This is a genomic window from Brevibacillus ruminantium, assembly GCF_023746555.1.
GTDB classification, from domain to species: domain Bacteria; phylum Bacillota; class Bacilli; order Brevibacillales; family Brevibacillaceae; genus Brevibacillus; species Brevibacillus ruminantium.
On sequence record NZ_CP098755.1, the window covers coordinates 1,163,316 to 1,189,199 of the forward strand.

Genomic DNA, 25,884 nt, shown 5'->3' on the forward strand with positions numbered 1-25,884 from the left:
GGAGCAGTCTTTGACATAGCCGGCATCATGCGTGATCGCGAACAGGAGGCAAGCTGTACTCCCGACAGCCGGACAGTGGTGGACAGTAAAAATTTAAGGAGATGACTGGTATGTCTCCTTGATTGCGGATGGAATGGACCTCTCCGCAGGGGATAAAAAAGATATCACCCGCCGGGACGTGCGTAGCAGCCGTCTCTTTAACGTGACAGGAGGAATGAGGGGAATCGGGAAAGACACAGTGGATGACGTTCGTTAAAACTCCTTGCAGAACCAGCTCCAAACCCCATGAAGCGCCGTGGTCGTGCGGAGCTGACTCTTGATAGGGGGGTAAACAGATAAGAACGATTTCAATTGCTTCCGTGCGAAAGAGGACTTTCCTGCCATAGGGAAGGCCGTCCGGAGCGGGAATGTGGGATTCCAGATCAGCAGGATGAATGGACAGGTGTGCCAGTGCCTCTTTGACCATACAGGCGGTGGGGGCAGAAAGCTTAGTGAACGTTTTTTCAAGTTCCTCTAGGATCATGGGTCTCCTCCAAAGCATAGTTCTTTCGCTAACTGTATGCAGGGGGAGGGGGGAGGGTGCCTATCTATCTCATTCTTAAAAACTGCAGTCATATGACGAGCGAACATAGTTGACGCTCTTTTTAAAATTATGTTACTATTTGGAAAATGCTTTGTATACAGCATACGGTATTCATTCTTGGAAGGGTATGAGGCTATGGCCAAAATGATCAAGCGTAGCGAGACACTTCAAACTCAGGTGTATGAATACATTCGGGAACAGATCCTGTTTGGCGGTCTTTCTCCAGGTCAGCGTCTTATTGAAGAACGCATCTCTGAGGAGACTGGTGTCAGCCGGAGCCCGATTCGCGAGGCTTTGCGCCGTCTGGAAAAGGACGGTCTTGTTGTCGTACAGGCACAGGGTGGTGTGACGGTCTATCAGCCTACTCTTGAAGATTTCACCTATTTGTTTGAATGCCGTCTCAACCTGGAGCCGGCCGCAGCCAAATTCGCTGCCGAACGCAGGTCTGAAGGCGAGCTGCGCGAGTTGGAAGAACTGTTGCATCAAATGAAGACGCTGCAGTATCCGAGTGATCCGCGCCGCACCCATGAACTGAATTTTACGTTTCATCAGCGAATTTCGGAAGCGAGTCGCAATCCATACCTGACCAAGATCATGAATGAATTGAAAGTGTTGATTTCGTTTTACCGAAATGCCATTTTGGAGGTTCATCCGCGTCGGCCGGAGACTGTGATTTCGGAGCATGAGGCGATCCTGGAGGCCATCCGCAATCAGGATGGCGCCCAAGCAAAGGCGAGCATGGAAGTACACATCTCGCGCGATTTTGAGCTTTGTATGGACGCCAATCGAAAACAACAAGACGACCAATAAGGAGGGGCCAATGACGACAAGAAAGCCGCTGCAAGGCGTGCGCGTGCTGGAGCTGGGTACGCTCGTAGCAGCACCGTTTGCAGGCAAGATTTTTGCAGAATTTGGTGCGGAGGTTATCAAGGTGGAAGCACCGGAAACTGGTGACCCCTTGCGCAACTGGCGGGCTATGCATGATGACACATCCGTTTGGTGGTATGTACAATCACGCAACAAAAAATCAATCACCGTTGACATGCGGAAGGAAGAGGGGCAGGATCTGATCCGCTCTCTGGCAAAAGAAGTGGACATCGTCATCGAGAACTTCCGTCCAGGCACACTGGAAAAGTGGGGAATTGGCTATGATGTGCTCTCCAAGCTGAATCCCGGCTTGATTATGGTGCGTATTTCGGGCTATGGACAAACGGGTCCTTATCGCAATAAACCGGGATTTGGCAGCGTGGCCGAGGCGATCGGGGGACTTCGCTATTTGACGGGTTATCCTGATCTGCCGCCAGTCCGGGTCGGTGTCGCCATCGGCGATCTGACAGCCGGATTGTATGCAGTTATCGGCGGTATGATGGCTTTGCAGGCGCGTGACAAGTCACCGGAGAAAAAAGGACAAATGGTCGATGTCGCACTGTATGAAGCCGTATTCAGTCTGCTGGAGGGCGTTCTGCCGGAGTACGACCTGAAGGGGTTGGTGCGTGAGCGGACAGGCAGCACACTGCCGGGTATCGCGCCTTCCAATACCTACCTTTGTGCAGATGGGAAATACCTGGTCATCGGCGCAAACGGCGACAATATTTTCAAGCGCTTGATGCACGCAATTGGACGCAGTGACATAGCAGAAGATCCGCGTTTTGCAAACAATCAGGGGCGTGCGGATCATGTGACGTATATCGACCAAGTGATTGGGGAGTGGACGATGAAGCATCCATTGAAGGAAGCTCAGCGGTTACTGGATGAGGCGGCTGTCCCTGTAGGGCCGATTTACAGCATTGAAGATATCGCGGAGGATGAGCACTATCAGGAACGAGGCATGCTGGAGGAGATTGAGCTGCCAGATGGGGAGTCGGTGAAGTTTCCAGGAGTTGTGCCCAAGCTGTCGGAAACACCGGGCGGCCATGAGTGGGTAGGACCGAAGCTGGGAGAGCATAACGAAGAGATCTTTGAAAAGCTGCTACAGCTGGACCCGGCGGTTTTGGCTCTTCTGAAGGAGAAGCGAGCGATATGAACAGGGATGTCACGATCATTGAAGTCGGACCCCGTGACGGGCTGCAAAATGAAGCGGGCTTTATCGCGACTGAGAAGAAGCAGCAGCTGATCCACATGCTTGCCGATGCAGGCTTGCAAAGGATAGAAGCGACATCGTTCGTCCATCCTAAACGCGTCCCGCAGATGGCTGATGCTGAGGAGATATGTGAAGGGCTGGAGGGAGTCCCGCATGTTTCGTTCAGTGCGCTGATTCCCAATCGCAAAGGCTTCGAGCGCGCTGTGCGCTTTCGACTCGGGGAAGTCAACTGGGTGACCTCCGCCAGTCCCGCATTCAATAAAGAGAACATCAATCAGACAATCGAGGAGAACCTCGAAGCGTTCCGCGAACTGGTCCCGCTAGCCAAAGAAGCGGGACTCCTGCTCCGTTTTTCGATCGCTACCAGCTTCGGCTGTCCGTTTGCAGGCCGGATCGATCCCGATGTAGTGGTGCGGCTGGCTGAACAGGCGTTGGAAGCTGGGGCCGGGGAGCTTGGGATTGCGGATACGATCGGCATCGCTGTGCCCAATGAAGTATACGCGCTGTGCGATCGGCTGGTCAAAGAGGTGGGGCAGGACAAGCTGTCTCTTCACTTGCATGACACGCGCGGACTCGCCCTGGCCAATACGTACGCAGCCTATACGGCGGGGATACGGACGTTTGAGACGGCTGCCGGCGGGCTTGGCGGCTGTCCGTTTGCTCCCGGAGCGGCTGGCAATGTAGCGACAGAAGATGTGGTGTACATGTTCGAGCGGATGAGGGTACGAACGGGGATTGAATTTTCTAAACTTTTGGACGCTTCGGAGTACGCCGTCAGCCTTTCCATGAGAATGCCGCTGGGGCGAATCCGTCTCGTAGAAAAGAAAGAGCAATCGACGATTCTGTTTTAAACAAATTGGGGGGAACAATCGTGAAGAAGAAATGGGTAAGTGTACTTGCGACAGTTGGATTAATGGGAAGTTTACTGGCGGGCTGTGGAGGTGCTCCTGCGGCTCAAAACGGAACCGCTCCGCAGAGCAATACGAATAACGAGGGTGGAGCCACCACGGCTGCCGCAGACGAATACGAGAAAGCAACCATTCGCCTGGCCTATAACCTGCCGCAAGACCACCATATTTCCAAAGGCATTGAGGAATTTGCCAAGAAAGTAACAGAGCGCTCGGGTGGAAACGTGAAAGTGCAGGTATATCCGGCAGGGCAGCTTCTCAGCGACAAGGAAATGAATCAGGCCATCTTGACGGGCGGCGTGGAGATGGGCGTCAACTCTTCGACGCTCTGGGCTTCTGTCGTACCGGCGATGGGGATTTTTGACGTTCCTTACGCGATTCCTACCTCCTACGAGCTGGCAGGCAAAGCGCTGAATGGACCGGTAGGAGACAAGCTGAAAGCAGAAATGGAAGCTAAAGGAGCCAAAGTTCTGTTGTTTGCTGACTACGGCTATGCACAATTCGCCAACAGTGCTCGCCAGCTTACCAAGCCAGAGGATTTTCAAGGCTTGAAAATCCGCAGTATCGGTCATATCCCGTCTGCGATGATCCAAGCGTACGGCGCTGCACCGGTCTTCATGGGTGCAGGTGAAGTGTACATGGCCCTGCAACGGAAAACGATCGACGGTGCTACCTCGGGTACAACTGCGATGGTTCAGCGCAAATATGATGAAGTGTCCAAATACCTGACGATTTGTAACTACGCGTATCTGGAGTTCGTACTGGCAGTGAACAAAAAGTACTGGGATGGGCTGCCGCCGAAAACACAAGAGCTTGTGGCTGCGGCTGCGAAGGAAACGGAAGACTGGATTCGCACCCAGGCTGAACAGGAAGACAAGGCAACGGCTGAACAATTGAAGCAAAAAGGAATGGATGTTTACATAGTGCCGGACTCTGACCTCCCTGCATGGAAAGAAGCCGCCAAGCCAGCTTGGGAGGAGTACGTAAAAACTGCCGGTGACCTGGGCAAAGAACTTCTGGAGGATATGCAAAACATCAAGTAATGCCTGAGGAAAGGTGTAAACGGGGGACTTTTTGATGAAATTTTTTCAGTTGCTGTACGACTGGAGCGACCGACTCATTCGTTTGGGTGGCATGATTGCCGGTGCTTTCATTGTATTGACGACGGGGATGATCTTTTTTGAGATCGTCTCCCGTTCGCTTTTCAACGCACCGACTACCTGGGCGACCGAATTATCGATTTATGCGATCATTGGCAGCTGCTTTTTTGGGGCTGCCTATGCCGTTCGCGTAGATGCCCATATCAAAGTTGATTTGCTTTTGCATAATGTATCGGCGTCGATAAGACGCTGGATGCTGATTGTATCTGCAGGGATCGGACTGTTTTTCAGCCTGTTTTTCAGTTTTTTTGGCTTTGAGCATGTCAAGCAATCCATGGAGCTGGGCTTTACCTCAGCCTCCTTGCTGCAAATCCCGATGTATATTCCGGAAATGCTTTTGCCAATCGGAGGCATCTTGCTTTGTCTGGCCTTCCTATTGCAACTGATTGACTACATCCGCGGACAGGAAGGAGGCGAGGCGTAGTGGGCTGGTTTTTTGCAGGAGGCATGGCCTCGCTGATGCTGGTCGGGGTGCCGGTGGCATTTGCTCTATCGGTGCTGGCCGCAATCGGTTTGTACTTGTTTAACGGAGGAGCTCTCGGCCTCTCGCAAATCCCGATTATTGCGTACAAGGCGCTTGACGACTTCACGATGAGTGCTTTGCCGATGTACGTCTTGATGAGTCAGATTCTCTTGTTCAGCGGTGTGGGCAAAGAGCTGTATGAAATGGCCAGTCGCTGGCTGCGCCATCTGCCCGGCGGTCTGGCCTTGGCCACGTTGGTTTGCTGCGGCATCTTTGCTGCCATTTCTGGCTCCAGTGTTGCGACAGCAGTCACTATCGGGATGGTTGCGATCCCGGAGATGACGTCTCGGGGATACGAGAAAAAAGCGGTTTTGGGTCTGCTTGCCGCTGGGGGAACTTTGGGAATTTTGATCCCGCCCAGTGTCCCGATGATTATTTACGGGTCCGTCACTGGTGAATCGGTTGGAAAGCTGTTTATTGCTGGGGTTCTGCCCGGAATCCTGCTGCTGCTCATCTTTATGGTATACGCCTCATGGAAAATGAGACATATCAAGGAAGCGGCAGCAACCTGGTCGGAGCGCTGGGAAGGAACGCGTAAGGCGATTTGGGGATTGATGATGCCGGTGCTGATTATTGGCGGTATTTACTCCGGTCTCTTCACTCCGACGGAAGCTGCTGCGGTGGGTGTTGTGTTTAGTGCGCTGGTGGCCGGGATTGTCTACAAAAGTTTGTCCTGGTCCAACATCAAGAGCATCCTGCTTTCCACGGTAGCTACGAATGCCATGATTCTGTTCATTATCGTGGGGGCGATGTTGTTTGGCTTTATCCTGACCTCGCTGCAGATTCCGCAAGCGATGACGGAGCTGGCGACCAGTTTGCCTGTTTCCAAGTGGGTTGTCTTTATTCTGATCAACATTTTGCTGCTTGTTCTGGGCTGCTTCCTGGAGACCGTATCCATCCTGGTGATTACCCTGCCGATCCTGTACCCGATCATCATGGCGCTCGGCTTTGATCCAATCTGGTTTGCGATCATCATGGTGGTCAACATGGAGCTGGCATTGATCACGCCGCCGGTTGGGCTGAACCTGTTCGTTCTGAAGGGCGTGGATCCGTCGTCGCCGATTTCTGCAATCGTTCGGGGGGCTGCTCCGTACGCGGTGATTATGATTCTGTTTATGGTATTGCTATCTGTTTTCCCTTGGCTGACGCTTGGGTTTATTGAAAACGTCCAATAGTTGGAGAGGGCCTCTGTTCCGTTTTTTGGGACGGGGGCTTTTTCTATTAGCGCTTGGCGATCTAGGGATGCTGATTACAAGCCCTTCATTCACCTGACAGATTGTTATTTAAGTTTTTGGGAACGGGGCCGTAGGTGGAAGAAGCATGTTTCCCTGCTCAGCTCCGTATTCCGCCCGCGAGGGAGAGTTCACTGTCCGCTCCGGGACGATTCGCGGGGGGAGCGCAAAAGCCGCCTCGCTTCGGGGTCATCCCAAGGTTGCGCTCCTTTTTCCCGCGAATCGCCCCTCCGCTGGGGCAGGGCTCCACAGTCGCACCGCAGGGAAACATGCTTCTTCACGATACCGGTGCTTTTTAAAAAGCTTGTAGGTTGAAGCGATGATGAAAGAAGGATCAAAAACTGGATGAAGTCATTGTCTGTAAGTTGAAATGAAAGTTGGAAGTAGACAAGTACGCCAATCATACAAATCAGACCGTTTATCGTATTTAGCCGAGAAGACTCTCACTACTAAGTCTTACCTAGTTTGACGAAAGTGAGGAGAGTGTTCAAAAGACAGAAAAGTATCAGGCTAAACATTTCCCTATACGAAAATCTTAAGTTTAATGGGCCTTTTTTTCACTCTTGAAAAAGTAGGAAAGGAGCGGGATGTTCGGAGAAGAATCATGTTTCCCTGCGTGCGACTGTGTAGCCCAGCTCAGCGGAGCAGCGGATGGCGGGAAACAGGGCCGCAACCTTGGGATGACGTCGGAGCGAAACGGCTTTTGCGGACCCCCGCCAGCCGCTGAGGAGCGGACAGTGAATCCTCCCTGCAGGGCGGAATACGGAGCCGAGCAGGGAAACATGATTCTTCTCACCTCAGCTACTTTACACGTACGTGGAAAATCTGGCGGATCGGGACCATGGGCTTTCGCTGCCGGAAAAAGAACTTCCAGCACGTGCTTACCGGACTAAGAAGCCGTCTTGCTCCGGATGGGCGTACGTGTTTACGTGGGCGAAGTCTTGCAGGCAGTATTAGATGTTTACCAAGCGTAGAGAGAGCAAAAAAAAAGCGTCACGAATTTTTGGGTCCTCCCAGCCATAGGATGTACCAACTGGGAGGTGACGGGCGTGGCCGTGTTTCGACCCCGTCGACGATGGAAAAACCCACTTTCTCGCACGAAGGCGTTTTTTATTGCGCTGGTCATTTTTTTGGCAATGAGTATCCAGTTTTTGGTGTTTATTGAAAAGCGAATGGAACCCACTCTGAAAATTTTGGCCAGCCAGAAGGCAGAGCAATTGGCCAAAGAGGCGATAACCGATGCGGTCACCAAGCGGATAGCCCAGCAAGGTGTGGATTTTAATCAGATCGTGAAAATTGAGAAAGACAACCAGGGAAGGATTCAGGCATATCAGTTCAACTTTAAGGAGTATGCCCGGATTGTGGGGGAGACCACCTCCCGTGTACAGAACCGGCTGAGGGAATTTGAAGAGGAGAAAGTCGAACGCACCATCCCACTAGGGCTGGCGACGGGCAACAGCTTTCTCGCGCAGATGGGACCCAACCTGCCGATCACCTTTATGCCGATCGGTTCCGTGAAAACGATGCTGGACACCGAACTGAGCGAAGCAGGGATAAACATGGTGCTGGCGACCGTCTACATTTATGTGGAAGTTGATTTGCGGATTGTCATCCCGTTTGCTACGGACCAGAAAACCGTTACGACGAAAATACCGATTACGCACTCACTGATTATCGGCGATGTACCGCAATATCTGTATAACAACCCCTGGGGCAAGCCGGATGTGCCGCGTCTGGAGGATATCTCACCGCCGCCTTCCAATCCGTAGAAGGAATGCGGCAGAAGCTGCGGCTTTTTCCCGCCCATAAAACGGGAGCACTTTCTCGTCCCGTGCGAGTAAGTGCTCGTTTTTTATGCCCAGCACGGGCAGTAGCTACAACTCTATTGGCTCCGAAAAAGATGCCCCAATTAGGGGGATGGAACCTTTTACTGCACTTTTCTGACTGTTGTCTTAACACGTTAGTCAATCAGTTTTCCCTCACCTGTTCTACCGTTAATTATCACTTCTTTTTTTATCTTTGCATCGTTGTTTCGAATCGTTACTTTCCAATGCCCTTCAGATTTCATAAACTCAATGCCTGAAACAAATTGGATAGGAATATCCGTTGTCAAACTCAAAGCTTTTTCAACAGCTTGTGTTTTAGTGATGTTCGATCCTTCTACAGGTGAATCGTCATAAACCACAATCTTATTCGCAAATGCTCGTGATGGAAAACTGGTATTAATGTTACCATTTACCCAAACCTCAACCCATTGAGCAATTTTTAGATCTTCGATTTTCATTACTGAACCGTTTGAATTCAGAATTGTCGTGTCTTTGGATACAGATACATTCATAGCATCGTCAGTTGTCCCTGCCTTGGTAACAAGGATTGTATGTACATCGTCACTTTTTAGTGTAATGTACCCTTCTATTCCTAAAATCACCTTTTCGGTTTCAGTCGTGCATCCATTGCCCAAACTTAACATGATGATCATGATCAGTAACGTAAAGTATTTGTTTTTTATTTCTACCACCCCTTGTGAGAGTTAATCAATTACCCAAAATCGGGTTAACATCTAAATTGCTCACGACATAGTTTATGTGCGAGAAAACACCATCTCCGTCACTAGCACGACCTTTATTCACTCCCATTAGGTATGACCATAGAAAACTGCTCTTCCACTATCACCGCCTTGTGTAAAGTATGATGCTTTCGTAAACCTGCAAAATAAATGTTGTCAAAATATCCAGTGTAGTTATTACTTTTAACTTATAGGTCGAGAAGTCTCCCACTTCTAAAACCTTACAGCGTTTGGTTGTAAGTGGGGGATGAATCGACTTTGGACAAGGACAGGCTTTTGCCTGTTCAGTTGTCCGACACTTTGGTAAAATCTACTTATGATGTTCTTTGATAACTGGATATATGGGGTTGCATGGAGAAACAAAATGCGAAAACCAAGCTTATCCTTCCATGCGTAAAATATCCAAGGTAACAAAAGAACTCCGAAACGTCGGACATCTAGGGTAGGGACTACCCGAAGTAACGCTCGAGGAGACGAAAGGTTACTTTCGTCGTGGATTTGAGAAGCTCCCACTTCTAGGCGTTAGCCTAAGTGGAGAGTAGTTCACATGTACCACAGCTGACCCGATCTGTTCTCCCTCCAGAAATACATACCATGTCACCAACCGCTAAATCACTGAAACGGGCCCTTGCCAGAAAAAAGTGTAATGCCGCGGAAAAAGCATGGTATAATGCAAGAAACTGAATAGCCAACCTTCAGGGTAGGGTGAAATTCCCGACCGGCGGTGATGACGAACGCACGTCCGAGCCCGCGACTCGCTTGCAGAGCTGCTTTTTGCAAGCGACTGACTTGGTGAAATTCCAAGGCCGACGGTAAAGTCCGGATGGGAGAAGGTGGAACAAGTCTTTGGCTTTGTTTGAAAAAACGAAGTGGAAAGGCTTCTTCTTCTATGCCCCCTGAATGTAAGTTTCAGGGGTTTTTCTTGTTAAAAACTGAATAGAAGACCTTCAGGGCAGGGTGAAATTCCCGACCGGCGGTATTGGCGCAAATGCGCCTGAGCCCGCGACTCGCATGCAGCAGACACTGCAAGCGACTGATCTGGTGCAAGTCCAGAGCCGACGGTAGAGTCCGGATGGGAGAAGGTAGCACAGCCTGTGTTCTCTGTTGAAAAAATGGAGAGCAAAAGGTTTCTTTCCCTATGCCCTGAAGCGTGCTTCACGGGCATTTTTCATGGGAAAGGAGAGGAAGAGATGGCAGAAAGCGATTTGTCCTATATGTCGCTGGCGCTTGATCTGGCCCGCGCAACGAAAGGACAAACCAGCCCCAATCCAGTGGTGGGAGCGGTGATTGTCCGTGATGGAATGGTTGTCGGCATGGGGGCGCATGTAAAAGCAGGGGAACCGCACGCAGAGGTTCATGCCCTGCGTATGGCTGGTGAGCTTGCAAAAGGAGCTACTTTATACGTCACACTGGAACCGTGCAGTCACTACGGGAGAACGCCGCCCTGTGCCAAAGCTGTGCTCGAGGCAGGGATCGCACGGGTAGTCGTGGCTGCGGCTGATCCCAATCCACTCGTTGCCGGCAAAGGGATCAGCCTTCTTCGGCAGGCGGGAGTCGACGTAGTTGTGGGGGTTGGCGCGGTGCAGGCGAAAAAACTAAACGAAGTGTTTTTCCACTACATCCAGAAACAGACGCCTTTCGTCACAGTGAAGACGGCTTCCACACTGGATGGAAAAATCGCGACCCGCACAGGTGACAGCCGCTGGATTACAGGCGAAGAGGCCCGCAAGCGTGTCCACCAGCTTCGCAGAGAGCATGATGCTATTCTGGTCGGCGTGCAAACGGTACTGGCGGATGATCCGGCACTGACGGCGCGCGAGCAGGGACAGGTTACCGGCAGACAGCCGCTGCGGGTGATCCTGGACAATCATTTGCGAATTCCGGATACCGCCTGTGTTCTCCGGGATGGGCACGCCCCAACCTTGCTCTTTGCATCTGATCAAGCACCTGTGGAGCGGCAGAGACAGCTGGAGAGCCTGGGGGCAGAGGTAGTTAGATTGGCTGGCCGTGTCAGCGTCGAGCAAGTGCTGGCTGAGCTGGGGAAAAGGGGTATTTCCTCCCTGTTAGTCGAGGGGGGAGCAACCGTCAACGGCTCTTTCCTGGATGCCCGGGCCGTTCAAAAGGTCGTTCATTTCCTCTCCTGCAAGCTGGTTGGCGGAGCAGCGGCGCCGGCTTCCTATGGGGGCTTGGGACAGTCGTTCATGCAGGATGCGATTTCGCTGGCTGATGTAGAGATGGAGCTATTCGGGGGTCATGATCTGTGCATTGCTGGCTATCCGGTTTGGAAAGAAGAGGGGAGTGCGACATGTTTACGGGATTGATTGAAGAAGTGGGCGTAGTCGAAACGGTTTCCAGCAATGATCGATCCTGCAAACTGATCATTCGTGCCTCCAAGGTCGTGGAGGATGTCCGCCTGGGGGACAGCATCGCGGTCAACGGCGTCTGTCTGACCGTTACGTCTTTTTCCCGGGCGCGTTTTCAAGCGGATGTCATGCCGGAGACCTGGCAGGTGACCAATCTGTCTGCTTTGCAGCCGGGGAACCGTGTCAATCTGGAACGGGCGATGAAATTGGGGGAGCGTCTCGGTGGCCATCTGGTGTCAGGACACGTTGACGGCGTAGGAACGATCCTCTCGCGAAAGGCAGACGGAAACGCGGTCCGGTATGTGATCCAGACGGAGCCGCATTTGCTCCGATACGTCGTGCCCCGCGGCTCTATTACCGTGGATGGCATCAGTTTGACGGTGGTAGAGGCGGGTGTGGATCGGCTGTCTGTTTCCGTGATTCCTCATACACTTGCCCAGACCAATTTGCAAGGAAAGCAAGCAGGAGATGAAGTCAATTTGGAAACCGATCTGCTTGCAAAATATGTAGAACGATTGCTCGGCGGGAATGCTGACTGCCAGCCGGGAAAAGCAGCTGGTCTGGATCTGGCATTTTTGCAGGAGCACGGTTTTGCTTGAAGGAGGGAGCAAGCATGTTTCATGCGATAGAAGAGGCACTCGTCGATTTGCGAAAAGGTCGGCCCGTGATCGTCGTCGATGATGAGGATCGGGAAAACGAAGGGGATTTTATATGTCTGGCCGAAGCGGCTACGCCGGAAATGATCAATTTCATGGCGATGCATGGCCGAGGGCTGATCTGCGTGCCTGTAACCGAAGACCACGCGGCCCGTCTGAAGCTGACGCCCATGGTCGACAACAATACGGATCGTCAAGGGACGGCCTTTACGGTGTCAATTGACGAGGCAGGCACGCATACCGGGATTTCAGCCCAGGAGCGTTCCCACACAGTGCTTTCAATGCTGGATGAAGCGAAGCAAGCAACGGATTTTCGGCGTCCGGGGCATATATTTCCGCTGATAGCCAAGCCGGGAGGTGTCCTGCGGCGTGCCGGCCACACAGAGGCGGCAGTCGACCTGGCTATCTTGTCGGGGGCAAAGCCCGTGGGTGTCATCTGTGAAATCATGAATGAAGACGGATCGATGGCCCGTCTTCCTGAGCTAGTTGAGGTAGCCAAACGGTTTGATTTGAAGCTGATTACGATCGCCGATTTGATTGATTACCGGATGAAGCATGAAAGACTGGTAAAGCGCGAAGCCGAAGCGAAGCTGCCCACTGCATACGGAGAATTCCGGATTATCGCCTACACAAATGAGCGGGATGGCAAAGAACATGTAGCCATCGTCAAAGGGGAACTGGACAGCAGCAAGCCAACTCTGGTGAGGGTCCATTCAGAGTGTTTGACGGGTGACATTTTCGGTTCCCATCGCTGCGATTGCGGACCGCAGCTGCATGCAGCACTGCGCATGATCGAAGCGGAAGGGCAGGGAGTCGTGCTCTATATGCGCCAGGAAGGCAGAGGGATCGGGCTGATTAACAAACTGAAAGCCTATCAATTGCAGGAGCAGGGCTACGACACGGTGGAAGCAAATGAAAAGCTGGGCTTTCCGGCTGATTTGCGCGACTACGGCATTGGTGCCCAGATTTTGCGCGATCTGGGTGTTAGCAGGCTGCGCCTGATGACAAACAATCCGCGGAAAATTCGCGGGCTTTCCGGATATGGACTGGAACTGGTGGAGCGAGTTCCCTTGCAGATGCCGGAACACCCTGAGAATACTCGCTATTTACACATCAAACAGGACAAACTGGGGCATCTGCTTCAGTTTGTGAAGGAGTGAGAGAACATGAAGCAATGGGAAGGAAATCTGATTGGGACAGGCCTGCGTGTAGGGATCGTGGCTGGGAGGTTCAATGAGCTGATCGTCGGCAAGCTCGTCAGCGGAGCCCTTGATGCGTTGAAAAGACATGGCGTTGATGAGGCAGCAGTAGAGGTAGCCTGGGTACCGGGAGCCTTTGAAATCCCGCTCATTGCCAAGAAAATGGCCGAGTCGGGAAAGTATGACGCGATCGTGACGCTGGGGGCGGTCATCCGGGGCTCTACGCCGCATTTCGATTACGTCTGCAGCGAATGTGCAAAAGGAGTGGCAGCGGTGTCTCTTGCGACTGGCATCCCTGTTATCTTTGGAGTGCTGACAACGGATTCCATTGAGCAGGCCATCGAGCGGGCCGGGACCAAGGCAGGCAACAAGGGCTGGGAAGCAGCAGCAGCGGCTATCGAGATGGCCAATTTGAGCCGGCAATTCACCAGGTAAAAATACGAATCAACAGAGGCGGGCCAGCGTGCAACCCGCCTCTTTGCTATTTGGATAAACCACACTGGAAATCATCGGGTTCGGGAACCTTGAGTGGAACAAGTTTCGTCAATAAAGGCGCTTCCATTCTCGCCAAAAGCCTTTCCAGTTGCGCGGACTCCACAGATTTCCCTGTTTCTTGTTTTTGCCGAAAAGGGTCTTGGTCAGACTGACAAAAAGGGCATGCTGCTCACCGGTGTACGGATACCAGTTGATTTCCCGCTTCCTTTTGCCCGGATCATGGATGATCGATACCGCATGCGTAAAGGACTGAAGCCCTTCCGGACCGCGATAGCGGCCGATCCCGCTTTCTTTGACGCCGCCAAAGGGAAGATGGGGGTTGGCATAGCTGACGACGACATCATTGATGCAGACATTGCCGCTTTGCAGCTTTTGGGCTACGCGTTTCGCTCTTGCTTTGTCCATGGACCAGACAGAAGCATTCAAGCCGTAGGGCGTATCGTTGGCAAGACGGATCGCCTCTTCCTCGGAAGCCACACGCATGATCGGCAAGACGGGACCAAATGTCTCTTCCCGCATGATTTTCATGTCATGGGTGACACCAGTCAAAATCGTGGGAGCCAGAAACATGCTGTTCTCGGGAAAATGACCGCCCCACTCGGCAACGGCACCTTTGGCCAGAGCTTCTTGAACATGTTCCCGCACAATCCGGATTTGCTCCGGCGAGGTCATGGAGCCGAGCTCGGACTCAGCGGGAAAGCCCTGGCGAAGGGCGGCTGTTTTCTCTTTGACCAGTTGGAGAAACTGGGGATAAACGCGTTCGTGTACGTAGACGCGTTCGACTGACATGCATACCTGACCCGCGTTGGTAAAGGCTCCCCAAACGGCTCCGTTGGCAGCCCGCTCCAAATGGGCATCCTCCAGAACGATCATCGGATCTTTGCCTCCCAGCTCCAGTTCGACGGGGATCAGATGCTCGGCGGCTTGCGTCATGATTTTTTTGCCGGTTGCAACTGAGCCGGTGAAGAAGATCTTATCGGGTCTGGCCGCTACGAGTGCCTGGCCCACTTCTCTGCCGCCGTGCAGCACCTGGACCAGATGCTTCGGGGCAGGCACTGCTTGAAACAGCTCCTCAATCAAAAGCCCGATCGACGGAGTTACCTCGGAAGGCTTCAAGATGACGGCATTACCGGCAGCCAGTGCGGACAGCACCGGGACGACCGAGAGTTGAAACGGATAGTTCCAAGGAGAAATAACTGCGACGACTCCCATTGGTTGATAGTGAATCCATGATCTTTTGGGAAAGAGCACCAGCGTAGTCGCCACTTTTCGGGGAGCCAGCATCCGTTCTGCCTGCTTTTCATAAAAGCGGATGGTGTCCGCAGTAATGAAAATTTCCGTCATGTACGCCTCCAGCGTCACTTTGCCCGTAACTTCACTGATTTTCTGGGCCAGCATCTCGCCGTTCTCTACCAAGTAATGGCGCAGATTGCGCAGATAGTGAATGCGGGTGGAGACAGGGGTTTCTCCCCACTCCCTGGAAGCGTCACGGGCTTGGGCCATGACTTGTTGTACTTCGGCTGGAGTAGCTTCGTCCAATGTACCAATGATCTCGCCGGTCGCTGGATTTCTCATGGTGAGTCTACCCATTTTGTTTCACCTCTCTTAATTCAATGTGGAATGGATGAAAAAGGTTTCAAGCAAGCGGGTCAGATCTTCTTCGAGCCGGGCTACGAGCTGATCAGCCAGTTCTTTATCCGCCATCAAGGATTGGAAAAACAGGCCGTCCAGGGCGGAGTAAAAGAGCGGTACCCACGTCTCGGGGGAGAAGGAAGCAGCGTGCTTGCCATGGTGGTTTAGCAGCTTTTCCAGCATGTGCCTGATCAGGCTGTAGAGACGCTCGCGAATCTCCTGGACAGGCTTGCGAAAGGCGGGGTGGTACATGGCTTGGACCTGCAGGTCATACCAGAGTCGATGAGTGTTTCGATGCTCGGTGAGCGCTTGGCGCAAAAGGGAAGAAAACCTTGTCTGCCAGCCTTCAAGAGGGTCGGCAAGAAGCTCTGTTTCCAGCTCATCCAAAAAGTGATGCTTGTAGCCTGTGATGACGGCCAGAAGCAAATCCTCTTTGCTTTCAAAGTAGTAGTGCAAAATGCCCAGCGAGACGCCCGACTCCCGAGCAATATCGCGCAGCGAAACAGAGGCATACCCCCGCTCGGCCAGACAACGGGTGGCTTGTTCTACCAAAAAGGCTCGCTTGGCTTCCGCTTTTTCCGCTTTCGATGGTTGTTTCATGTCTCATACCTGCTTTTTGGACATTTGTCCAATTTTTTAAATTGATTGTAAGCGGGGGAATCCTGGCTGTCAATGCAAAAAAGCCTGATTCCAGATTGCAGGATCAGGCAAACGTGCAGCAGTTTTCAGCGTTTCTTCTTTTTGTTGTACATTTGCCACTCCCATCGCCTCAGGTAAGGATAAGGATCGAATGCCCACTCGTTGCTTCCGGTGTCGCTGTACATCCCGTAATGCAAATGGGGCGGGAATTTTCCGGCGGTGCCAGGTCTTCCGTAACCAGAACTCCCCACGTAGCCCAAGATTTCGCCCGGCTCTACGATGTCACCCGGTTTTAATCCCTTTTTAAAGGAGCCCAAATGAGCAAAGTAATGGTAGACATTGCCGATGTCTCTCATTCCGATGCGCCATCCGCCGTATCGGTTCCAGCCCAAGACCTCGATGACGCCGTAGCCCGTGCTGAGGACAGGTGTGCCGTATCCGGCAAAGATATCGGTTCCTTCATGAATCCGGTGGCCTCCCCAGCCGCGGGGGGCGCCCCAGGTGCTGTGGTAGCTGTAGGAATAGCGTTTCGGAATGGGAAAATGATGATCATCTAAGTCAAGGCGTTGAAAGCGCTCGTAGATACGGGCAAACTGATCGATGGTTTTCACTGCCCGGTCACGCTTGTAGTAGGACCACAGGCCAATCCGCCAGTCCTCGCGGGTCAAGCCGTACTGTGCAAAAAAGTGGATCAGGGTTGTCAGTACGTCCATGTCATTCTCCCGTTCTGCTTTGCCGTCGCCATCTCCATCCATGCCGATGCCGCCAAAAAAGCGAATGGAGGTTTCGTGGTGATCCTGTTGATCGGGGTTCAACGCACCGCACCATAGAGAAGGAGGAATCATGATCGCGGTCAAACGTTCCGGTGCTTGTTGTTCGCTGCCTTTTTTTCTGCGCTTGTGGATGGAACGTTCGTATTGATCCACCGCAGCCAGATAAGACCAAGGGATACCGTAGAGTGCCTCTAAACGTTGGAACAATTCAAGACGGTCCTGAAAGACCTTTTCGACAGAGCCGGCCGTGACAGACCCGGATGCTTGCGAAACAGGAGGCAAGGAACAACAGGTTAAAATTACGCTCAAACTGATCTGCAGCAATAGGCGGAAATTGCGCATGCCCGATTCCCTCCTGAACAGTTCTTCTTTGTAGTTTCTGTCAGCCCAGGGTGATTATCCGAGAAGTTTTTGCCAGCCAGAAGGAAGCGGGCATGTGCCGGAATACTGAATTGGTGTATGATCAAAGGAAGAGTCCAAACGGAGGGAAACATGAAGATTATCATACGAAGTGACGAATCGTTCTTTTTACATACAGCAGTCGAACCGCTGCTTCGTCTGGCGGAAGGCCGACCGGCTCCATCGCAGGAAGAGAGCGAACTGTCCCAGGAAGAGGCTCTGCGGCGATTTGAAACAGTCTCAGAAGCGGTCGAGAGGTACCGCCCGTTTCTGTCAGCGGAAGCGTGGCAGCGTGAAATCGACGCCTTGAAAAAGCTGCTCGCCTGCTTTCAGATACCAGAGAAGGACCAGCCAAGCGCTGAATTCTATGTCCTGCCTTTGACGATCCCTGCTGGACTTCCTCTGGCCCTACTTCCACTGTTGGAGGGCTGGGAAGTTAAAGAAGAAATACAAAACCCCTCTTCACAATTTTCACCTGTGGCGATGATATGGTTAAAAGAAATCGGAGCAAAGCCGGTAACGTCGCTGAACGGAAACATCAGCCGCGTCGAAATGGGCGATGGCGTAGCTGTCCTTTCGGTGAAGGCGGAAGAAACCGGGGGGCGAAAAGATTCGCTGCCGATTGTTCATGAGTTTCGCAAGCACGATGTGGAGCATATCGATACCGGAATGATGCTTATGCAGGCGAACGTGGACGATTGCAGTCCGGAGTGGATGGCTCATGCCATGGAACGGCTCTTCGAAGCGGGGGCAAATGACGTTCATTTTATCCCGGTTACGATGAAAAAAAGTCGTCCGGGAATCCTGGTGCAAGTGTTGTGCTACCAAAGCAAAGTGGAGGAGCTGACAACCATCCTGTTTCAAGAGACCAGCACTTTTGGCGTCCGGTATTTTCCCGCAGCTTGCCATCGGCTGGCAAGGCAGTTCCTCACAGTAAAAACAACCTGGGGGGGAGTACCGGTAAAAATAGGCATTCATCGCGGAAAAAGGGTGCAATGCTCCCCGGAATATGCCGTATGCGCCCGGCTGGCCAAGGAAGCAGGAGTCTCGGTAAAGGAAGTACATCAAGAAGCGCTCATGCTCGCCATGAAACAGGTGTAGCTGCCTGCGGCTGCAGGAGAATGGGGCAGTTCTGCAGAAAATGGTAGTGAGGGTACGACCCTCGAAAACTCTTGTGGGGAGGCTGTACAAATGAGCAAGAAAGTGTTGATCGTGACGGGAGATGCGGTAGAGGCTCTGGAAGTGTTTTATCCGTATTATCGTTGTCTGGAGGAAGGATTGGAGACCGTCATTGCATCGCCCACGAAAAAAACGCTGCATACCGTTTGCCATGATTTCGAAGCCCACAGCGAAACCTACACGGAAAAACCAGCCTATCAGCTCGCTTCCCACATCGCTTTTGCCGATGTGAATGCGGAGGAATACGACGGTCTGATCATTCCGGGCGGCCGCGCACCTGAGTATATCCGGCTGAACGAGCATCTCAAGCCGATTCTGGCTCATTTCTTTGAAGCAAACAAACCGGTCGCCGCCATTTGCCACGGGTCACAGGTGCTGGCGCTGGTCAGTGAGCATGTCCGTGATCGCGAAATGACAGCCTATCAGGCATGCCGTCCAGATGTGGAAGCGTGTGGAGCTGTTTATCGCACCGAGCCTTTGCATGTTCACAACAATCTGGTCTCTGCTCATGCTTGGCCGGACCTGCCCGGCTTTATGAAAGAGTTCCTGCGCCTGCTGCGGGAAGGTTGATCGGCGATATGCGGAAGTTGGTTTATTCTTCATAATTTAAAGCAGAAAGCCTTGTCCCGGGAAGGAGACAAGGCTTTTTCTAGGTGCGCCCAGCATGGGAGATAGCTATAGGTCAAGTCCCGGACGGGGGTTCCCCCTCCTTCTCGATTTCTTTTAAAAGCACGCAGGAACTACAGCGTCCCAACGAGCACGCGAAGGACATTGGGCTGATCGGGCAAGTCCCGGGTGCCAGCACCATACCCGATCGCTTCCACGGTCATGGCCGGAAGCGGACCGAACTCTTGAACGATGCCGGCTGCAACACCGGCTCCAGTTGGAGTCGTCAGCTCTTTTTGAATTTCGGTGCTGCGCAGCGGGATGCCTTTGAGCATTTCCATTGTAGCAGGGGCAGGCACCGGGTAAAGGCCGTGATCACAGCGGACATAGCCGTTTCCTGTCGGGACGGGACCGCTGTACACCTGATCAATTTGCAACTCTTCCAAAGCCAGGGCGATACCCACGACATCCACGATCGAATCGAGTGCTCCGACCTCGTGAAAATGGACGGTCTCAACGGGGACATCGTGGATTTTCGCCTCCGCGACGGCAATTTTCGCAAAAATCGCTTGGGCGCGCGCCGTCACACGCGGGGAAAAATCGGCCGCGTCAATCATCGCAGCGATCTCGCTGTAGCGGCGATGGTGATGGCTGTGATCATGGCTGTGATCATGGTCGTGATGATGGTGATACCCGTGATCGTGGCTGTGATCATGGTCGTGGTGGTGATGCCCGTGATCGTGGCTGTGATCATGGTCGTGATGATGACTGTGCCCGATGCTCAGGACAGGCAAGGTTTTGAAAGATTTGAGCTTTTCCAGCTCTTCGTCAACCACATCCAGCTTTAAGGCGCTTACCCCTTTTTTCACGACTTTTTTCCACTCCATGCGGAAATCGCCGAGCGGCAGTTTGCGCAGCTCGCGCTCAATATTTTCGCGGCTGGCCCCCGCGTCGACGAGAGCAGCCAGCAGCATATCTCCACTTATTCCAGAAAAACAATCCAAATAGGCAATGCGCAACGTAATCGCTCCTTTTATCCGGTACTCTTTTCCTGTATCATAAAAGGGAAAATATGTTCGTGTATGAGACAGGCTTTCTGCTGACCAAAGTGTACCATTTCCTTCAGCAGTCTGTCATGTTGAGGAGTGAGATTTTTCATGTTGTCATTTATCCATACGGCGGACATCCATCTGGATGCGCCTGTTTATACTTCGTCGCTCTCTTATGAATTAAGGCAGGATGATTTTCGTCGGACGATGCGGAAGATTCGGGATCTGGTATGGGAAAAGCAGGCCGATTTCTGGCTGATCGCCGGTGACCTGATGGAACTGCATGGAGGGAGAAGAGCGACGGCCGTGTTTTTGCGCGATCTGTTTGCCAGTGTGGCACCGACACCCGTCTGCATTGCGCCGGGCAATCATGACCCATGGAGAACGGATTCCTACTACCAGTCCATGGAGTGGCCGGGCAATGTATTTTGGTTTACGCCGGAGTGGGGTGTCTACGAATTCCCGGAAAAATCCTGCGTGATCTACGGCTGGGGCTTTCCGCAGCCGCATGTGTACGAATCTCCATTGCTCGATTTCCCCGGAAAACTGGACGGCTACCGGCACCATCTCATGGTGCTTCATGCCAGCGTAATCCACAGCGGGGGAGAGGAGCATCACCCCTATGCCCCGATCACGCTGGACGAGATGGCCCGCACCGGGATGGACTACATCGCGCTGGGCCATATTCACAAGCCCGCTTTGTTTCCGCATCCGCAACACAAGAAAGTTTTTGCCGCCTATCCTGGCTCGCCGGAAGGGCTGTCTGTCAAAGAAGACGGCCCGCGCCATGTTCTATATGGCGAGCTTGGTGAGGAGGGACAGTTGAAACTGGAGGAGATTCCGGTTCAAACCCGGATGATTCTCAAACGGGAGGTAGAGGTGCAGGGGGCAGAGACGATGGAGCAGCTTGTGGACCGGGTGGAGCAAGCGCTGTCCGATGTGCAGGATGGGCAGATTTTGGCTGTCACGCTGACAGGAGAGCGTCCCGCTCATTTTTCTCCTGCCATAGAGGTGCTGCAGCAGCGTTTTACCCGTTTCTTTTCCATTCGGTTTGCTGACAAAACCAGGCCGGATCTGGATGTAGAGAAGCTGATCGCCGAAGGGGGAATCTGGGGACGTTGGGTAAAAAAGCTGTTGGAGGAAGAGGCGGCAGCAGAGGATGAACAGCAGCGGGAAGTAGCTCGTATGGCTGTGAAAGAAGCGCTGGATCGGATAGGGGGAGTCATCGGGTGAGAATCGACGAGCTTTCGATCAAAGGCTTTGGCAAATGGCAGGATGCCCATTTTCAGTTTGCACCGGGACTCAACCTGATCACTGCTCCCAATGAGCGAGGAAAGACGACGCTGCTGCAGGCCATTTTTGCCTCCCTATACGGCATGAAACGGGACTATGTCCGCTCTGCGCGATATTTGCCCGAATACGAGCGCTACCTGCCTTGGCATGCGAGCAGCTACGAGACCGTGGTGCTGTACGAGCTGGACGGCAAACAGTACCGGCTGCACCGCCGCCTCGAAAAAGAGCGGGAGCAGGCACAGATTTACCTCGATCCCGACTGGTCTGAAGTGACGTATTTGTATCAGGAGGACCGAAGAAAAGAACGCAATTTTCTCGAATTGCATCTCGGTTTGACGCGCAGCCTGTTTACCGATTTGACCTGGATCAGGCGAAAACCTTTGGAATCGGCAGAGTATCTGCTGCCATCATTGTTTGGCAGCGGCGAGACCGACCCGGCCGTGAACAGAATGCTGGCCGAGCTGGAGCGGGAGTTAGCCCTGATCGGAAAAAAGGAGCGGGCTGAAAACACGTTGCTTGGAAAGGCAACTGCTTTGGTTGCGAGCAAAGAGCGGGAGCTGGCGGAAGCGGAAGAAAGCTGGAGAGGTGTGCAAAAACTGACCCGGCAATTGGCGGTTTGGGAAATCAGGCGGCAAGAGCTGGAGCGCAGTCTGGAGCGGGTTAATCAAAGGCTGCTTTTGATGCAGAGGCAGGAGCAGGATCGGCAAAACAGATGGCAGCGCAGCTTTTCAGAGGCAAGTCCGGAAGACTGGTACAGATGGGAGCAGGAAGCGCAAACGGAGGCAGAGCGCAGGCTGCACCGACAGGCCGGTGAGCGGTGGCGCGCGATGGAAGAATCGAGCGTGGAAGAAAGCTTGAACCAAGCGGATGATACAGAAGAGCGATCCCGTCTGGAAAAGATGGAGGACGCCTATCAGAAGGCGGTTTTGCTGCGAAAAGAGCTGAATGCGTGCAGGGAGCAGGCCCATTTGCTCGCACAGTCTGCTTTGTATACAAGCCCAGCAGGCCAGAGTCGGGCTGCTGCCAGGCAAACAGGGGAGACAAGCGCCCCGGGGAGAGCAGCAGCCCGGTCACAACGGGGAAATCGTCGCGGTACAGTCCGCTTCTGGTGGACAGGCAGTCTGATCGGTTTGTTTGCAGCGGCAGCACTCTTTGCAGCAGGCTATGCATTGCCCGGCAGTCTCGTCTCGGCAGCTGCTGCGGCCGCAGCATTCGGCGGCGTCATGGCGCTTCGAAACAGGCAGAGGGGAAAAGGACTTACCGTTCCACAGCAGGAGTGGCAAAAATATCAGGACAAAGCGGCCCTTTGTGAAGGAGAGCTGCATCAGCTTTTGCAGGAGTGGCAGGCAGCGGATTGGGATGATTTTCTGATCAGGCGCGAAGAGTTGAAACGAAGCGCAGAAGGAGCGAAAGCCAGTCTGGCTGCCCAGGAATGGAGGCGGCAGGAACAAAAAGCAGAACTGCTCAGAGAGTGGGGAGATGCTTTTCGAGTCTTGCTGGAACAGGAAAAAGCGCTCCAAGATCATGAACGGAATACTGCAAAGCAAGAACGGGAGCGCATCAGCGAAGAACTGCTATCGCTCCGAGAGCAAATCGCCCATGCCTCTGGAGAAATCGGCGGACAGGATGAGGTGTCTCTGGCCGGCGTGCGCAGTGAGTATGAAGAAGCGGCGAAAGCTTTGCGTCAACTGCAGATGAAGCGCGAAGCCCTGTCACTTGCCCGCGATACCCTGCAACAGACGCTCAAGGAGTGGAACCGAGACATCTCACCGGCACTGAATCAAATCGCGTCCGGGATCATGGCGACGGTCACGGATGGAAAATACGAGGATGTCCGGCTTGATCCTCACGCGCAGTTTGATGTAAAGGTTTGGGAGGCGGGTCATCAGCGGATTGTCGAGCAAGACCAATGCTCGCAGGGGACACAGGATCAGCTTTACTTTGCCCAGCGGCTGGCACTGCTCCGGCATGTCAGTGCACAAAGCGAGCCGTTGCCCATTTTTCTGGATGACCATTTTGTTCACTACGACGCCGAAAGGCTGGAAGCTGCCTTGCAGGCGCTCCTGGAGCTTGCCGAAGAACATCAGGTGTTTTTGTTTAGCTGTACAGAACGTGAACAGGTACATTTGCAGCCGTTAATGGAAGCCTCTCATCGCCATCGCCTTCATACTTTACGGGTGTAACGGAGCAGTATGCCGTAAAAAGAAGCCCGCTTTCGGACAGGAAGGCTGTTCGAAGGCGGGCTTTTTCCGTGTAATCAAATCAGTTCAGTTCCTTGTTCAGCATGGTCAGGAACAGTCCGACATCCGTCACGACGCCGACGGTCTGTGCTGAACCGCGGTCCATCAGCTTGGTCACGACAGCGGGATTGATGTCTACACATACGGTTTTGATCCAGCTCGGCATCATGTTTCCGGTGCCGATCGCATGAAGCATCGTGGAAAGCATCACGACCATCTCGGCATCGGCCACCTGGTCTGCGTATTGGGCCTGTGCTTCGATCAGATCCATCAGGGTATCGGGGAGGGGGCCATCATCGCGAATTGACCCGGCCAGCACAAAGGGGACCTGATGTTTGACGCATTCGTACATGATGCCGCTTTGCAGCGTATGATCGGTGACAGCCTCCGCAATCGACCCGGACCGATTGATGGCATTGATCGCCCGCATATGGTTTTTATGACCCCCGCGAACTACTGACCCGGTATCTAAGTTTACGCCCAGGGATGTCCCGAAAAGAGCGCGCTCGATATCGTGGACAGCCAGCGCATTGCCGGAGAGCAGGGCGTTTACATAGCCTTTGCGAATCATATTCTGGAAGGCTTCCTGGCCCCCAGTATGAATGACAACAGGACCTGCGACAAATACTATCCGTCCGTTTCGTTTACGGATGCTGTGCATTTCTTCGGCCAACTGCTTGACGATAACTTCAACCCGTCGCTCTGAACTGACTTCATTATTCATAAAGGAAAACTCAGAGGAGCGCTCCTCCGTTTGTTGATGAACGAGGCGAACGCCGTTGCTGCCGCAAATCACCTGATCGTCTTTTTTGATATCCCGCAGCTTGACGCAGTGCACTTCTTCGCCTTTCACAACCAGACAAGCATCCATCCGTTGATACTTGGCGCGGACCCATTTGCCCTGAAGATATACTTCGGTGGCGTGATTGGTCGTCGAGTAGAAATCGTCCGGTACAACTTTATCCTTCTCGGCCAGTTTGATTGTCGGGGCCTCTTCCCCTGTAGGAATCGTACAGCCCAGGTTGATCAGTTCGTTGAGGATCAGATCGAGCTTGTCCTCCGGAAGATCAAGCGCGATTTTGGCAACCGATTCATCGTCCACTTGATCTCCTACGGACAGTTCCAGCACGCGGTAGTGGCCGTTGTACTGCACGACGGAAGCATCGATCTGTTTGAGAATATTGTCGCGGATAATGTGACCGCGCACTTCAATGACGCGCTTCATTTTTAATCGTTCCCCCTTAGTCACGGCGATGTTACCCCTAGTATATCGATTGTCTCGATCAGCTAAAAGGGGATGCGGAAAAACGGATAATTATGCAAGTATTGCCCCGGGCAGAGACTAACTCTATAATGAAGAGGATTGACCAAGTTCAATAAGGGGTGAGCCCTAATGTCGCAACGAAAACCGGAGTGGCTCAAGATCAACCTTGTATCGGGAAAAGAATTGGCCAACTTCAAAGAATTAAAGCAAACGATGCGCAGTCAAACGCTGCATACGGTATGCGAAGAAGCAAAATGTCCCAATATCCATGAATGCTGGGCTAATCGTACGGCCACTTTTATGATTTTGGGTGATATATGTACACGGGCTTGTCGATTCTGTGCAGTGAAGACGGGACTGCCGACTGAGCTTGACTTGGCAGAACCGGAACGTGTAGCAGAAGCCTCCGAACAGATGGGGTTGAAACACGTCGTCGTTACATCTGTCGCACGAGATGATCTGGCAGACGGAGGAGCCGCAGTCTTTGCTGAGACGATTCGGGCGATTCGCCGCCGCTTGCCGCTTGCTTCGGTTGAAGTGCTGATCCCTGATTTCCAAGGAAACTGGGACGCACTCAAGGTCGTCATGGACGCCCGCCCCGATGTATTGAACCACAATATTGAGGCAGTTCGCCGCTTGTCTGACCGTGTCAGAGCACGCGCCAAATACGACCGTACACTGGAATTGTTAAAAAAGGCAAAGGAATTCCAGCCTGATGTTCCGACCAAGTCCAGCTTGATGATCGGCGTAGGCGAAACCATCGAAGAAGTCATCGAGACAATGGATGATTTGCGCAGTGTGGATGTAAATATCATGACAATCGGTCAATATTTGCAACCGACGAAGAAGCATCTCCCTGTAGAAAATTACTATCATCCCGATGAGTTTGCCCGTCTAAAAGAAGAGGGAATGCAGCGCGGTTTCAGTCACGTGGAAGCAGGGCCGCTCGTACGCAGCTCTTACCACGCACACGAACAGGCAAACGCCGCCAAGGAAACCATCGCACAAGCGCAATAACCACAATCATACCGAATCAGATAAAAGG

At 52.8% G+C, this 25,884-nt stretch carries 23 protein-coding genes, 1 pseudogene and 2 riboswitches; of the genes and pseudogenes, 17 read left to right on the top strand and 7 right to left on the bottom strand.

All coding sequences use genetic code 11. The features are described from left to right. Nucleotides 1-25 precede the first annotated feature (25 nt). Nucleotides 26-523 (bottom strand): cysteine dioxygenase, encoded by a 498-nt coding sequence (locus NDK47_RS05650; RefSeq protein WP_251873888.1) that lies wholly within the window; start codon nt 521-523, stop codon nt 26-28. A 204-nt stretch (nt 524-727) separates the two neighbouring features. Between NDK47_RS05650 and NDK47_RS05655 the strand changes: the two genes are divergently transcribed. The 8 genes and pseudogenes from NDK47_RS05655 to yunB all read left to right on the top strand — a co-directional run bounded on the left by NDK47_RS05655 (nt 728) and on the right by yunB (nt 8,255). Next, on the top strand, nt 728-1,393 hold the full coding sequence (locus NDK47_RS05655; RefSeq protein WP_251873889.1) for a GntR family transcriptional regulator: 666 nt from the start codon (nt 728-730) through the stop codon (nt 1,391-1,393). 10 nt (nt 1,394-1,403) lie between these two features. Then, complete coding sequence (locus NDK47_RS05660; protein ID WP_251873890.1) at nt 1,404-2,606, top strand: CaiB/BaiF CoA transferase family protein; 1,203 nt, start codon at nt 1,404-1,406, stop codon at nt 2,604-2,606. Then, the gene (locus NDK47_RS05665; protein ID WP_251873891.1) at nt 2,603-3,514 is read left to right on the top strand and encodes a hydroxymethylglutaryl-CoA lyase; all 912 of its coding nucleotides are present in this window, start codon (nt 2,603-2,605) and stop codon (nt 3,512-3,514) included. The genes NDK47_RS05660 and NDK47_RS05665 overlap by 4 nt, the downstream gene beginning before the upstream one ends. 20 nt (nt 3,515-3,534) lie before the next feature. Next, nucleotides 3,535-4,614, top strand: coding sequence for a TRAP transporter substrate-binding protein (locus NDK47_RS05670; RefSeq protein ID WP_251873892.1), 1,080 nt, complete (start codon nt 3,535-3,537; stop codon nt 4,612-4,614). A gap of 34 nt (nt 4,615-4,648) precedes the next feature. Further along, entirely contained in the window at nt 4,649-5,155 is a 507-nt protein-coding gene (locus NDK47_RS05675) for a TRAP transporter small permease (RefSeq protein ID WP_251873893.1), read from the top strand. After that, nucleotides 5,155-6,429, top strand: a complete 1,275-nt coding sequence (locus NDK47_RS05680) for a TRAP transporter large permease (RefSeq protein ID WP_251873894.1) — start codon at nt 5,155-5,157, stop codon at nt 6,427-6,429. The genes NDK47_RS05675 and NDK47_RS05680 overlap by 1 nt, the downstream gene beginning before the upstream one ends. 877 nt (nt 6,430-7,306) lie before the next feature. Next, nucleotides 7,307-7,460: pseudogene (locus tag NDK47_RS05685) on the top strand (alanine--glyoxylate aminotransferase family protein); the annotation flags it as partial. Nucleotides 7,461-7,535: 75 nt separating this feature from the next. Then, on the top strand, nt 7,536-8,255 hold the full coding sequence (gene yunB / locus NDK47_RS05690; protein ID WP_407653384.1) for a sporulation protein YunB: 720 nt from the start codon (nt 7,536-7,538) through the stop codon (nt 8,253-8,255). Nucleotides 8,256-8,446: 191 nt separating this feature from the next. On the opposite strand, the gene NDK47_RS05695 is transcribed toward yunB, so the two are convergent. After that, the gene (locus NDK47_RS05695) at nt 8,447-8,965 is read right to left on the bottom strand and encodes a DUF3221 domain-containing protein (RefSeq protein ID WP_251873896.1); all 519 of its coding nucleotides are present in this window, start codon (nt 8,963-8,965) and stop codon (nt 8,447-8,449) included. Between the two features lie 774 nt (nt 8,966-9,739). Next, a riboswitch (FMN riboswitch) is annotated at nt 9,740-9,891 on the top strand. 100 nt (nt 9,892-9,991) lie between these two features. Then, nucleotides 9,992-10,140, top strand: a riboswitch (FMN riboswitch). A 102-nt stretch (nt 10,141-10,242) separates the two neighbouring features. On the opposite strand from NDK47_RS05695, the gene ribD reads away from it, so the two are divergent. The 4 genes from ribD to ribH are packed head-to-tail and all read left to right on the top strand — an operon-like array spanning nt 10,243 to nt 13,705. Continuing rightward, entirely contained in the window at nt 10,243-11,373 is a 1,131-nt protein-coding gene (gene ribD / locus NDK47_RS05700) for a bifunctional diaminohydroxyphosphoribosylaminopyrimidine deaminase/5-amino-6-(5-phosphoribosylamino)uracil reductase RibD (RefSeq protein ID WP_251873897.1), read from the top strand. Further along, nucleotides 11,358-12,014, top strand: coding sequence for a riboflavin synthase (locus NDK47_RS05705; protein ID WP_251873898.1), 657 nt, complete (start codon nt 11,358-11,360; stop codon nt 12,012-12,014). The genes ribD and NDK47_RS05705 overlap by 16 nt, the downstream gene beginning before the upstream one ends. 14 nt (nt 12,015-12,028) lie before the next feature. Continuing rightward, nucleotides 12,029-13,231 (top strand): bifunctional 3,4-dihydroxy-2-butanone-4-phosphate synthase/GTP cyclohydrolase II, encoded by a 1,203-nt coding sequence (locus tag NDK47_RS05710; RefSeq protein WP_251873899.1) that lies wholly within the window; start codon nt 12,029-12,031, stop codon nt 13,229-13,231. Between the two features lie 6 nt (nt 13,232-13,237). Further along, the gene (gene ribH, locus NDK47_RS05715) at nt 13,238-13,705 is read left to right on the top strand and encodes a 6,7-dimethyl-8-ribityllumazine synthase (RefSeq protein ID WP_251873900.1); all 468 of its coding nucleotides are present in this window, start codon (nt 13,238-13,240) and stop codon (nt 13,703-13,705) included. A 108-nt stretch (nt 13,706-13,813) separates the two neighbouring features. Here the strand turns inward: ribH and NDK47_RS05720 are convergent, their stop codons facing one another. From NDK47_RS05720 to NDK47_RS05730, 3 genes are all read right to left on the bottom strand, one after another. Further along, nucleotides 13,814-15,355 carry an aldehyde dehydrogenase family protein gene (locus tag NDK47_RS05720; protein ID WP_322112082.1) on the bottom strand — a complete coding sequence of 514 codons (1,542 nt, stop codon included), beginning with the start codon at nt 15,353-15,355 and terminating at the stop codon, nt 13,814-13,816. 15 nt (nt 15,356-15,370) lie between these two features. Next, complete coding sequence (locus NDK47_RS05725; RefSeq protein ID WP_251873902.1) at nt 15,371-15,997, bottom strand: TetR/AcrR family transcriptional regulator; 627 nt, start codon at nt 15,995-15,997, stop codon at nt 15,371-15,373. Between the two features lie 125 nt (nt 15,998-16,122). Further along, nucleotides 16,123-17,151, bottom strand: coding sequence for a M23 family metallopeptidase (locus tag NDK47_RS05730; protein ID WP_251873903.1), 1,029 nt, complete (start codon nt 17,149-17,151; stop codon nt 16,123-16,125). A 150-nt stretch (nt 17,152-17,301) separates the two neighbouring features. Between NDK47_RS05730 and larC2 the strand changes: the two genes are divergently transcribed. Together larC2 and NDK47_RS05740 are read left to right on the top strand one after the other, a co-directional pair. After that, complete coding sequence (larC2, locus tag NDK47_RS05735; RefSeq protein WP_251873904.1) at nt 17,302-18,309, top strand: nickel pincer cofactor biosynthesis protein LarC2; 1,008 nt, start codon at nt 17,302-17,304, stop codon at nt 18,307-18,309. 90 nt (nt 18,310-18,399) lie between these two features. After that, nucleotides 18,400-18,957 carry a DJ-1/PfpI family protein gene (locus NDK47_RS05740; RefSeq protein ID WP_251873905.1) on the top strand — a complete coding sequence of 186 codons (558 nt, stop codon included), beginning with the start codon at nt 18,400-18,402 and terminating at the stop codon, nt 18,955-18,957. 170 nt (nt 18,958-19,127) lie between these two features. On the opposite strand, the gene larC is transcribed toward NDK47_RS05740, so the two are convergent. Beyond that, nucleotides 19,128-20,012, bottom strand: a complete 885-nt coding sequence (gene larC / locus NDK47_RS05745) for a nickel pincer cofactor biosynthesis protein LarC (protein ID WP_251873906.1) — start codon at nt 20,010-20,012, stop codon at nt 19,128-19,130. Nucleotides 20,013-20,150: 138 nt separating this feature from the next. On the opposite strand from larC, the gene NDK47_RS05750 reads away from it, so the two are divergent. Beyond that, complete coding sequence (locus NDK47_RS05750; protein ID WP_251873907.1) at nt 20,151-21,275, top strand: metallophosphoesterase family protein; 1,125 nt, start codon at nt 20,151-20,153, stop codon at nt 21,273-21,275. Continuing rightward, complete coding sequence (locus NDK47_RS05755; protein WP_251873908.1) at nt 21,272-23,518, top strand: ATP-binding protein; 2,247 nt, start codon at nt 21,272-21,274, stop codon at nt 23,516-23,518. Before NDK47_RS05750 ends, NDK47_RS05755 begins: the two co-directional genes overlap by 4 nt. Nucleotides 23,519-23,597: 79 nt before the next feature. Here NDK47_RS05755 and NDK47_RS05760 read toward each other — a convergent pair whose 3' ends face one another. Then, nucleotides 23,598-24,800, bottom strand: coding sequence for an ornithine cyclodeaminase, nickel-pincer nucleotide-dependent (locus NDK47_RS05760; protein WP_251873909.1), 1,203 nt, complete (start codon nt 24,798-24,800; stop codon nt 23,598-23,600). Between the two features lie 168 nt (nt 24,801-24,968). Between NDK47_RS05760 and lipA the strand changes: the two genes are divergently transcribed. Continuing rightward, nucleotides 24,969-25,856: a lipoyl synthase gene (gene lipA / locus NDK47_RS05765; RefSeq protein WP_251873910.1), complete on the top strand. Its 888-nt coding sequence runs from the start codon at nt 24,969-24,971 to the stop codon at nt 25,854-25,856. Nucleotides 25,857-25,884 lie beyond the last annotated feature (28 nt).

Excerpts from the sequence above, each read along its gene's own strand:
- NDK47_RS05650 (WP_251873888.1), bottom strand. The coding sequence starts at position 523 with ATGATCCTAGAGGAACTTGAAAAAACGTTCACTAAGCTTTCTGCCCCC.
- NDK47_RS05655 (WP_251873889.1), top strand. The coding sequence starts at position 728 with ATGATCAAGCGTAGCGAGACACTTCAAACTCAGGTGTATGAATACATT.
- NDK47_RS05660 (WP_251873890.1), top strand. The coding sequence starts at position 1,404 with ATGACGACAAGAAAGCCGCTGCAAGGCGTGCGCGTGCTGGAGCTGGGT.
- NDK47_RS05665 (WP_251873891.1), top strand. The coding sequence starts at position 2,603 with ATGAACAGGGATGTCACGATCATTGAAGTCGGACCCCGTGACGGGCTG.
- NDK47_RS05675 (WP_251873893.1), top strand. The coding sequence starts at position 4,649 with ATGAAATTTTTTCAGTTGCTGTACGACTGGAGCGACCGACTCATTCGT.
- NDK47_RS05695 (WP_251873896.1), bottom strand. The coding sequence starts at position 8,965 with ATGATCATCATGTTAAGTTTGGGCAATGGATGCACGACTGAAACCGAA.
- ribD (WP_251873897.1), top strand. The coding sequence starts at position 10,243 with ATGGCAGAAAGCGATTTGTCCTATATGTCGCTGGCGCTTGATCTGGCC.
- NDK47_RS05705 (WP_251873898.1), top strand. The coding sequence starts at position 11,358 with ATGTTTACGGGATTGATTGAAGAAGTGGGCGTAGTCGAAACGGTTTCC.
- NDK47_RS05710 (WP_251873899.1), top strand. The coding sequence starts at position 12,029 with ATGTTTCATGCGATAGAAGAGGCACTCGTCGATTTGCGAAAAGGTCGG.
- ribH (WP_251873900.1), top strand. The coding sequence starts at position 13,238 with ATGAAGCAATGGGAAGGAAATCTGATTGGGACAGGCCTGCGTGTAGGG.
- NDK47_RS05720 (WP_322112082.1), bottom strand. The coding sequence starts at position 15,355 with ATGGGTAGACTCACCATGAGAAATCCAGCGACCGGCGAGATCATTGGT.
- NDK47_RS05725 (WP_251873902.1), bottom strand. The coding sequence starts at position 15,997 with ATGAAACAACCATCGAAAGCGGAAAAAGCGGAAGCCAAGCGAGCCTTT.
- NDK47_RS05730 (WP_251873903.1), bottom strand. The coding sequence starts at position 17,151 with ATGCGCAATTTCCGCCTATTGCTGCAGATCAGTTTGAGCGTAATTTTA.
- larC2 (WP_251873904.1), top strand. The coding sequence starts at position 17,302 with ATGAAGATTATCATACGAAGTGACGAATCGTTCTTTTTACATACAGCA.
- NDK47_RS05740 (WP_251873905.1), top strand. The coding sequence starts at position 18,400 with ATGAGCAAGAAAGTGTTGATCGTGACGGGAGATGCGGTAGAGGCTCTG.
- NDK47_RS05750 (WP_251873907.1), top strand. The coding sequence starts at position 20,151 with ATGTTGTCATTTATCCATACGGCGGACATCCATCTGGATGCGCCTGTT.
- NDK47_RS05760 (WP_251873909.1), bottom strand. The coding sequence starts at position 24,800 with ATGAAGCGCGTCATTGAAGTGCGCGGTCACATTATCCGCGACAATATT.
- lipA (WP_251873910.1), top strand. The coding sequence starts at position 24,969 with ATGTCGCAACGAAAACCGGAGTGGCTCAAGATCAACCTTGTATCGGGA.